Origin of the sequence: Xanthobacter autotrophicus (genome assembly GCF_029991245.1) — a bacterium.
Taxonomy (GTDB): domain Bacteria; phylum Pseudomonadota; class Alphaproteobacteria; order Rhizobiales; family Xanthobacteraceae; genus Xanthobacter; species Xanthobacter autotrophicus_C.
The window spans coordinates 1-9,433 of record NZ_JAIVFO010000164.1 but is presented as its reverse complement, the minus strand read 5'-3'; the positions used below and the strand labels follow the sequence as shown (position 1 = coordinate 9,433).

At 65.8% G+C, this 9,433-nt stretch carries 8 protein-coding genes and 1 pseudogene; 4 read left to right on the top strand and 5 right to left on the bottom strand.

Annotated elements, in window-relative coordinates:
• A pseudogene (locus K9U41_RS19900) lies at positions 1–513 on the top strand (glutamine synthetase family protein); the annotation flags it as partial.
• 96 nt (positions 514–609) lie between these two features.
• Positions 610–1,716, top strand: coding sequence for a polyamine ABC transporter substrate-binding protein (locus tag K9U41_RS19895; RefSeq protein WP_282642592.1), 1,107 nt, complete (start codon positions 610–612; stop codon positions 1,714–1,716).
• 100 nt (positions 1,717–1,816) lie between these two features.
• On the opposite strand, the gene K9U41_RS19890 is transcribed toward K9U41_RS19895, so the two are convergent.
• Positions 1,817–2,989 carry a DegT/DnrJ/EryC1/StrS family aminotransferase gene (locus K9U41_RS19890; protein ID WP_282642591.1) on the bottom strand — a complete coding sequence of 391 codons (1,173 nt, stop codon included), beginning with the start codon at positions 2,987–2,989 and terminating at the stop codon, positions 1,817–1,819.
• A 251-nt stretch (positions 2,990–3,240) separates the two neighbouring features.
• Positions 3,241–4,284, bottom strand: coding sequence for a Gfo/Idh/MocA family oxidoreductase (locus tag K9U41_RS19885; RefSeq protein WP_282642590.1), 1,044 nt, complete (start codon positions 4,282–4,284; stop codon positions 3,241–3,243).
• Between the two features lie 306 nt (positions 4,285–4,590).
• Between K9U41_RS19885 and panD the strand changes: the two genes are divergently transcribed.
• On the top strand, positions 4,591–5,043 hold the full coding sequence (gene panD / locus K9U41_RS19880; RefSeq protein ID WP_282642589.1) for an aspartate 1-decarboxylase: 453 nt from the start codon (positions 4,591–4,593) through the stop codon (positions 5,041–5,043).
• A 29-nt stretch (positions 5,044–5,072) separates the two neighbouring features.
• Here the strand turns inward: panD and K9U41_RS19875 are convergent, their stop codons facing one another.
• The 3 genes from K9U41_RS19875 to K9U41_RS19865 form a co-directional block, all read right to left on the bottom strand.
• Entirely contained in the window at positions 5,073–5,807 is a 735-nt protein-coding gene (locus K9U41_RS19875) for an outer membrane protein (protein ID WP_282642588.1), read from the bottom strand.
• 209 nt (positions 5,808–6,016) lie between these two features.
• A complete protein-coding gene (locus tag K9U41_RS19870) occupies positions 6,017–6,715 on the bottom strand; it encodes an outer membrane protein (RefSeq protein WP_282642587.1) in 699 nt (232 codons plus the stop codon).
• A gap of 245 nt (positions 6,716–6,960) precedes the next feature.
• On the bottom strand, positions 6,961–7,572 hold the full coding sequence (locus tag K9U41_RS19865) for an outer membrane protein (RefSeq protein WP_282642586.1): 612 nt from the start codon (positions 7,570–7,572) through the stop codon (positions 6,961–6,963).
• A gap of 278 nt (positions 7,573–7,850) precedes the next feature.
• Between K9U41_RS19865 and uvrC the strand changes: the two genes are divergently transcribed.
• Positions 7,851–9,433, top strand: a 1,583-nt coding sequence (uvrC, locus tag K9U41_RS19860) for an excinuclease ABC subunit UvrC (RefSeq protein ID WP_282642585.1), incomplete at its 3' end; no start/stop codon positions are given.

Here is a 9,433-nt window from a genome sequence, read left to right as displayed (position 1 = left end):
GTTGTGTATAAGAGACAGGCTCTGCGCCACGCGGCGGGGGGGCTGCTCGCCAGCATGGCCGACGCGACGCTGATCTTCGTGCCGAGCTTCAACGGCTATCGCCGCCTGGTGCCGGGCAGCTATGCGCCCACTTCGGCGAGCTGGGGCTTCGACAACCGGTTGGTGGCGGTGCGCGTGCCCAACGGGCCGCGTCACGCCCGCCGGCTGGAGCACCGCATCGCCGGGGCCGAGGCCCACCCCCACCTCGTGCTCGCCGCCATCCTCGCCGGCATGCTGGAAGGCCTGGAGCAGGGCATCGAGCCGCCGCCGCCGCTGGAAGGCAATGCCTACGAGCATGAAGGCGAGCGCCTGTCCCCGGACATGGAGGTGGCCGTGGCGCGCTTTGCCGCCTCGGACTTCATTGCCCGAAACTTTGGTGTGGATTATCGGCGCATCTATGCGGCGATGAAGCGGGAGGAACTTGGAGCCTTCCGCAGGGTCATTCTCCCATTGGAGTATGAAACGTATCTGTGAAGCCCCGCGTTTCCTGTTGAGGACCCCTGCGCGACACCATAGCCTTGGCATCATGGGGCAAGGAAAAAACACCCCCTTTCCAGAGGAGACCGGCGGATGCGTCGTCATTTCGTAGCGGCAGTTCTACTGGCCACGCTGAGCCTGACCGGCGCGGCTTCGGCTCAGGACAAGGTCCTGAACGTCTTCAACTGGTCGGACTATATCGATCCGACGGTGCTGGAGGACTTCACCAAGGAAACCGGCATCAAGGTCCGCTATGACGTGTTCGACAGCAACGAGGTGCTGGAGACGAAGCTGCTCGCGGGCAAGACCGGCTACGACGTGGTGGTGCCCACCGGCTCCTTCCTGCAGCGCCAGATCAAGGCCGGCATCTTCGTTACCCTCGACAAGTCGAAGATCCCGAACCTGCAATATGCCTGGCCCGAGGTGACCAAGCGCCTCGCCGTCTACGATCCGGACAATGCCCACGCCGTCAACTACATGTGGGGCACCACCGGCATCGGCTTCAACGTGGACAAGGTGAAGGAACGGCTCGGCGACATTCCCATGAATACATGGGATATCGTGTTCAAGCCGGAAATTCTCTCCAAGCTCAAGGATTGCGGCGTCTATTTCCTGGACGGCCCGGAGGAGGTGATCCCCTCCGCCATGAAATATCTGGGGATTGATCCCAATTCCAAGAACCCGGACGACATCGCCAAGGCCGGCGAGCTTCTCATGAAGGTGCGGCCCTATATCAAGAAGTTTGATTCTTCGGGCTATATCAACGCTCTGGCGCGTGGCGACATCTGTCTCGCGGTGGGCTGGTCGGGCGACATTTTCCAGGCCAAGACCCGTGCCGCCGAGGCCGCGAAGAAGACCAAGAAGCCGCTGGTGAACGTGAGCTACGTGATCCCGAAGGAAGGCGCGCTCATGTGGTTCGACAATTTCGCCATCCCCAAGGATGCGAAGAATATCGACAACGCCCTTGTCTTCATCAACTACATGATGCGGCCGGAAGTGGCGGCGAAGAACTCCAACTTCATTTCCTATGCCAACGGCAATCTGGAATCGCAGAAGTTCATCGACAAGGACATCCTGAACAATCCGTCCATCTACCCGGACAAGGAGACGTTCGACCGGTTGTTCATCGTCACCACCAACGAGCCGCCGGTGCAGCGGGTCATCACCAAGACCTGGAACAGCTTCAAGCGCGGCAAGTGAGGCTGGGGCTGACGTGAACGGCTGAGCCGGACCGTCAACCACAAACAAAAAGACCGCCGGAAGCTGCTGCTTCCGGCGGTCTTTGCGTGAGTGTACCCCCTCAGCCCTCGGCGAGAGCCTGCTTGACCGCCGCGACGATGCGGTCCTGCGTGCTCTCGTCGAGATAGGCGTGCATGGGCAGGGAGATGACCTCCTCCGCCAGGGTCTCGCACACCGGCAGGATGGCGCCGGCGGCGGGATAGTGCTTGTAGGCCGGCTGCAGGTGCATGGGCAGGCGGTAGTAGACCGCCGTGGGCACGCCCTGCGCCCTCAGCCGGTCGGCGAGGCCGTCGCGCACGCCGGGGGCGAGGCGGATGGTGTATTGCGCCCACACCGAAGTGGCGCGCTGGTCCACCACCGGCACCGTGGCGACATCCTTCAGCAGCTCATTGTAGCGCCGGGCCACCCGGTCCCGCGCCGCGATCTCCTCCTCGAAGATGGCCAGCTTCTCGATCAGCACCGCCGCCTGGATGGTGTCGAGGCGGGCGGTCATGCCGATGCGCACGTTCTGGTACTTGTCCACGCCCTGGCCGTGCTCGCGCAGGCTCTTGAGCACGGTGACCAGCTCCGCGTCGTCGGTGAGGATGGCGCCGCCGTCACCGTAGCAGCCGAGCGGCTTGGCCGGGAAGAAGGAAGTGGCGGTGGCGTCGCCGATGGAGCCGGTGCGCTTGTTGTTCCAGGTGCCGCCGAAGCCCTGGGCGGTGTCGCACAGAACCTTCAGGCCATGCTTCTCGGCGATGGGCAGAAGCGCGTCATAGTCCGCCGGCTGGCCGAACAGGTCCACCGGGATCACCACGCGCGGGGTCAGCCCCTGCTCGACGGCCACCGCGATGGCCTGCTCCAGGCTTTCGGGGTCCATGTTGAAGGTGTCGGCCTTCACGTCCACGAACACCGGGGTTGCGCCCACATAGGGCACCACCTCGGCGGTGGCGCAGAAGGTGAAGGCCGGGCAGAACACCGCGTCCCCCCCCTTCACGCCCCAGGCCATCAGCAGCAGCGCCAGCGCGTCGGTGCCGCTGGAGCACGAGACGGCATGCTTCGCGCCGGCGAAGGCGGCGAGCTGGTCTTCGAAGGCGCCCACTTCCGGCCCGTTCACGAAGCGGCAGGAGGCGAGCACGTCCAGCACCTTCTCGTCGATGCGGGCGCCGATGCGCGCGCGCTGGGCGGCAAGGTCGATGAAGGGGATGGGGGCGTTGTTCGCCATGCTGGTCTTGGCCGTCGCGGGAGACGTCATGAATGATCCCTGTCATACCAACGGCCCCGGTCTTTGACCGGAGCCGAGAAGGTTGCGCTCAGGCGCGGCGCGGTGGGGCTTTTACCAACAGCCCCGGTCTTCGACTGGCGCCGAGCAGGTTTGCCTAAAGCGTTTTCAAGCGAAGTGGATACCGGTTCGCGAAGCCCACGAACCCTTGTGATGAAGCGTGCCGGTGCGCTGCGTGCGGCACGGGAGGCCGCCGTGGCCACCCCGTCTCGCGCATGGCGGGCTCAGCCCAGGGCGCGGCGCTTTTCGGCCGTGGCGAGGGCGGTCTCGGAGGGCGCAGCCTTGGCCGCGGCCGAGCCGGGCAGGCAGGAGATGGCGATTTCCAGGCTCGACACGCCTTCCTCGCCGGTCACTTCCGGCGCGCGGCCGGTGCGCACGGCGGAGATGAAATTCTCCAGCTCGGCGCGCAGCGGCTCGGCATAGGCCACCGGGAGGTGGCGGGTGGAATAGGAGCCGTCCGGCCGGTAGTCGAAATGCTCGGTCACCTGGCGGGTGAGGAGATCGCCGATCACGTACTTCTTGCGGGTCGCCACATGCACCGTGCGCGCCTTGAAGGGCGTCAGCCAGTTGGTGTTGATGTGGGCGAGCACCCCCGAGGTGGTACGGAACTGGAGGAGGGCGATGTCCTCGCGCTCGGCGATGGCGGCCGAGGTCTGCGGCTGCACCTCCAGGATATCCGAGCCGGTGAACCAGCGGATCAGGTCGATGTCGTGCACGGCAAGGTCGATCACCACGCCCACGTTGGACATGCGCGGCGGGAACGGACCCACCCGGGTGATGGCGATGGAGAGGAGGTTCTCGTCGCGGATGGCGTCCTTCACCGCCCGCACGGCGGGATTGAAGCGCTCCACATGGCCGACCATCAGGGTCACGCCCTTGTCGCGGGCGGCAGCGACGATCTCGCGGCCTTCCTCCACCGTGGAGGCGACGGGCTTTTCCACCAGCACCGAGCAGCCGGCGGCGATCACGTCGAGGGCGATGGGGTGGTGCAGATGGGTCGGCGCGGCCACCACCACGGCGTCGAGGCCGAGGTCGAGCAGCGCGCGATGGTCGCCCACCGCCTGGCAGCCGAGGAAGCTGGCGACGCGCTGCGCCTGCTCCTGGTCCGGGTCGGCCACGGCGACGAGTTCCACGCCGGGAAGCTGGGACAGCACGCGGGCGTGGTTGGAGCCCATGATGCCGATGCCCGTGACGCCGATGCGCACCCGCTCGGTGTCCGCCGGGCGTTTTGGGGCGCGCTCCGTGCCGGGCGCTGCCGTATGAGCCATTTCAGCCCTCATCCATCATTCAACGAATGCGGGCTCTAGCACGATCATAGTTTAAAAGGCGAGGAGCGGCGTCAAATCCACCCTCCCGCCACGTTCAAGAATTGCATCGGCGTGTTACCGGCATGTTGCGCCGGCACCTGCCGGGCCTCTTCCCTTGGCGCGCCACAGGGCTTATCACAGCGCGCTTTTCGCATGCCGCTTCGCGCCAGACGGATACCGGGTCGCGTCAAGACAACGCAGCACCCCAAGCGGCCGGATCATTTGCGCAAGGTGGTGTGACCGATCTGGACGGGAGGACGGCAGAACATGCGCAAGATCGTTGCCGGCAAGCTGCACGGGCTGACCGTGACGGGGGCCGACCTCAATTATCACGGCTCCATCACGCTCGATCCCGAGCATTGCGAGGAGGCGGGGATCCTGCCGCTCGAATTCGTCGAGATCTGGAACCGCAATTCCGGCGCGCGCATCTCCACCTACGTCATTCTCGGCGAGCGCGGCTCGCGCTGCTGCGTGCTCAACGGCGCCGCCGCCCGCACCTGCCAGCCGGGGGACGAGGTCATCATCTGCAATTCGGTCTATGTGACGGAAGGCGAGATCGTGACGCTGCGCCCGCGCGTCCTGACCTTCGACAAGGACAATCGCGTGGTCAGTCGTCTCACCTACGAGGTGACGCGCGACAGCCACGGCGCCTACCACTTCGCCGTGCGCGACGAGCGCGGCGAAGAGAAGCCGATCCCGCTCAGGGTCGAGGCCTCGTGATCTGAACAACCCGAACGGCCCGCGCCTGATCAGAACTTGTAGTTGATGCCGATTTTGGCGGTCTGCGAGGTCACGCCGGCGCTGGCGCCGATTGTGTCGTAGAACTTGGAGCCGAGATCCGTGTAGAGATATTCGGTCTTCGCGGTCCAATGGTCGGTGAGCGCATATTCGATGCCGGCGCCCGCGGTCCAGCCGGTATGGGTCTGCGACTGGCTGGCGCCCAGATAGTCGATGGAATTGTTGCCCCAGGCAAAGCCGCCCGTGACATACGGCAGGATGGGGCCGAAGGCATAGCCGAGCCGCCCGCGCACCGTGCCGAACGAATCGAGGGTGCTGGACAGGCCCAGAACGCCAAGCTGCCCGCCGAGGGGTCCGGCCGCGCCGGCGCTGATGTCGCCGCCCTGTAGGTCCGCCTCGATGCCGGCCACGACATTGTTGCCGAACTGGTAATTGTAGCCGACCTGGCCGCCGCCGAACCACCCCTTGGGGTCGATGCCGGCCCCGCCGAGGGCGCCTCCGAGCGCATCCTGGCCCGAGCCCCAGCCATAGCCCGCATTGGCGCCGATATAAAAGCCGGTCCACGAAAACACCGGGGCGGGAACCCCCGCCGGGATCGATGGCGGCACCGGGCGCCCGAGATCGGCGGCCGCGGCTGGCCCGGCCGACAGCAGGGCCGCGAGCGCGATTGCGGGCAATGCACAGCGCGCGCCCCACAGGGCGTTACCCGATCCGACGAACGAAACCCGTTTCGAAACCCGTTTCATGGCCATGCTCCCGCATGTCACCGCCTTTCAAGCTTCTCCTGTTGCGCGGGCGGGGCAAGGGCGGCTTGGCGGCAAAGCGATGGCAGGGGCCGATTCGCCTTCACGAATGCGTGCGTGCATCGGCGCGGGCTGGTCAAAATGAAAAGGGCTCCCGGCCAAGGCCGGGAGCCCAGTCTCACTCCAAGAAACGTCTCGCGCGGGGCGCGGGATCAGAACTTGTAGTTGACGCCCAGCTTGGCGGTGCTGAGGTTCGAGCCGACGGAATAGGTGTCGCCGAAGAAGTCGTTGGCGCTGCTCTTCTCGAAGCCGAGATAGAGATACTCGGCCTTGACCGTCCAGTTGTTGGTGATGGCGTATTCGACACCGGCACCAGCGCTCCAACCCCACTTGGTGTTGTTGTAGCTGTAGCCGTAGAAGTCGGAGAAGTTGCTCTTCGCCCAGGCCGCGCCGCCGGTGATGTAGGGCAGGAAGCGGTCGATGCCGTAGCCGAGGCGGGCGCGGATGGTGCCGAAATAGTCGATGTTCTGCGAGATTTCGCCGCCGGTGAACGGGCCGCCGGCCACGATGGTGGAACTGCCGATGTCGGACCAGTCCAGGTCGGCCTCGACGCCGATCACGACGTTGTTGGCGAACTGGTAATTGTAGCCGACCTGGAAGCCGCCGATGAAGCCGTTGCTGGTGCCGGGGCTGTAGGAATAGCCGACGACCGAGCCGAACGGGGTGACGTCGTAGGTGTTGTCAGCCCAGCCCCAGCCGACGTTGCCGCCGATGTAGAAGCCGGTCCAGGAGAACGTCTGCACCGGGATGGGCGCCGCCTTCACGGGATAGCGGGTGGCGAGATCCGCCGCGGACGCAGAGCCGGCGAGGAGGGCGAGGGCGGTGGCGCCCAGGAGTGCACGCTTGAACATGATCGATACCTTTGTTGGTCAATCGGTCCAGCCCGGGGGCCTCGCCGACGAGTGGTTACGTTTTACAGCCAGGCGATGCGGTCGTCTGTAGCGAACGGGCCACACCCCCCAAATCAAACCGGGCGGAGATGTGGCAAAGTCCTAGCACTTGTTCAGCTTTGTGGCGTGACCTTTGGTAAAAGCGGCAAACCTGAGACAGTGGCAAGGTTTCGCCTCAATCTTTGCCGTTGGGTCATGCCTTGCTTTCAGAAGCGATAATTCACGCCTGCTCGCAGAATATTGGCAGTGATGCCGCTATCGACGGGACCGATGACTGTCGGATAGGTTGCACTGCCAAGGTCTACGTAAAGATACTCGGCACGTGCGCTCCAGTTGCGGTCGAAGGCGACTTCGGCGCCGGCGCCGATGGTCCATCCGGTCTGGGTGGAACTGGAGGAGAGGCCGAGGACATCGAGGCTGCCCTGGCCGTAGGCGAAGCCGCCGGTGCCGTAGACCAGGACGCGGTCGAACGACCAGCCGAGGCGGGCGCGCACGGTGCCGAGATAGTCCAGGCTGTACCCTCCGGCGGACAGGCCGGAGAAGTCGAAGTCGGTTTCGATGCCCAGCACGAACGGGCTGGCGAACTGGAAATTGTAGCCGGCCTGGAAGCCGCCGATGAAGCCGCCCGGATCGCTGTTCACGGTGGAGCCCCAGCCGTAGCCGGCATTGGCACCGATATAGAAGCCGGTCCAGGTGAAGGCGGCGACGGGCTGCACATAGGGCGCGGGATAGCGACCGGAAAGGTCGGCTGCGACCGCCGGAGCGGCGAGCACGACGCCCGCCAGGAGCGTGGCGGAAGCAAGCAGACGGGAACGCATGAACTGTCCTCCAGGGTCCTGCCGGCCTTTTCGCCCCGGCAGTGCTCGCACCCTTGCAGACGAATCTTGCCCAATCCTGTCCCCAAGCGGCCCGCCGCGCGCATGCCTAATGCGCCGTTAATTTCATAAGTATTTGAATTAAAGTGAGAAAATATGGATCGCGGCGGGTTGTCCACCACCCGGGTAGGTCAGGCGTTGGCGGCGTGGTTGAGCGGGTGTTAACGGCTTCGGCTCCGGCGAAGATTCCATCCGGCGGCCGGGCGCACTACATAGGCTCCATGACCGGCAGACGCCCCATCGACCCGCCCGAGATCGCCTTCGCCCGCGACGATCAGGCCGCCCCTGTGCCCGAATCGGACGAGATGGAGGCGGCGGACGAGGCCGGTCTCCTCATCCTCGACGCCACCGACGCACCGCCGCCCGGCGCGGAAAGCCTCGCCAGCGGGCGCGACGCCATCATTCGCGCGGCGCGGCACGCCCCGGCGGGGCCGGGCGTCTATCGCATGATCGCGGCGGACAGTTCCGTGCTCTATGTGGGCAAGGCCAAGAGCATCAGGAAGCGGGTGCTCAGCTATACGCGCCCCGTGGGCCACACCAATCGCATCGCGCGGATGATCGCCGCCACCGCGTCCATGGAGTTCGTCTCCACCCGTACCGAAGCGGAAGCGCTGCTGCTGGAGGCCAACCTCGTCAAGCAGTTGAAGCCGCGCTTCAACGTGCTGCTGCGGGACGACAAGTCGTTCCCCTATATCCTCATCACCGCCGATCACGTGGCGCCGCAGATCACCAAGCATCGCGGCGCGCGCAACCGGCCGGGGGATTATTACGGGCCGTTCGCCAGCGTCTGGGCGGTGGACCGCACCATCAACGCGCTGGAGCGGGCCTTTTTGCTGCGCTCGTGCTCGGACAGCTATTACGAGAACCGCACGCGCCCCTGCCTGCTGCACCAGATCAAGCGCTGCGCCGGTCCCTGCACCGGCGAGGTGAGCCCCATTGATTATGCGGAGCTGGTGCGCGAGGCCCGCGCCTTCCTGTCCGGCCGCTCCCGCGCCATCAAGGAAGAGCTGGCGCTGGAAATGGAGGCGGCGTCCCAGGAGCTGGAGTTCGAGCGCGCCGCCCGCCTGCGCGATCGCTTGGCCGCGCTGTCCGCCGTGCAGGGCTCGCAGGGCATCAACCCGCGCGGGGTGGAGGAGGCGGACGTGTTCGCCTGCCACCAGCAGGGCGGAGCCACCTGTGTGGAGGTGTTCTTCTTCCGCACCGGGCAGAACTGGGGCAACCGTGCCTATTATCCCCGCGCCGACCGCTCGCTTAACGAGACCGAGGTGCTGGGCGCCTTCCTCGCGCAATTCTACGAGGACAAGCCCTGCCCGCGCCTTATCCTGTTGTCCCACAAGGTAGAGGAGCAGGCGCTTCTGGCCGAGGCCCTCTCGGAAAAGACCGGCCACCGCGTCGAGATCGCGGCGCCCCAGCGCGGCGAGAAGCGCGACCTCGTGGACCACGCGCTGCAGAACGCCCGCGAGGCCCTGGCCCGCACGCTGGCGGAGAGCGCCACGCAGACCAAGCTGCTGGAGGGGGTGGCGGCCACCTTCGGCCTCAAGGCCCCGCCCCGGCGCATCGAGGTCTATGACAATTCCCACATCATGGGCACCAATGCGGTGGGCGGCATGATCGTGGCCGGGCCGGAAGGCTTCCGCAAATCCCAGTACCGCAAGTTCAACATCAAGTCGGCCGACATCGTGCCCGGCGACGATTTCGGCATGATGCGCGAGGTGTTGCGCCGCCGCTTCTCGCGGTTGCTGAAGGAGGCGCCGCGCGAGGGGGCAGGGGACGGAGCAGGGGAGGAGGCAGGCGAGGGCGAGGG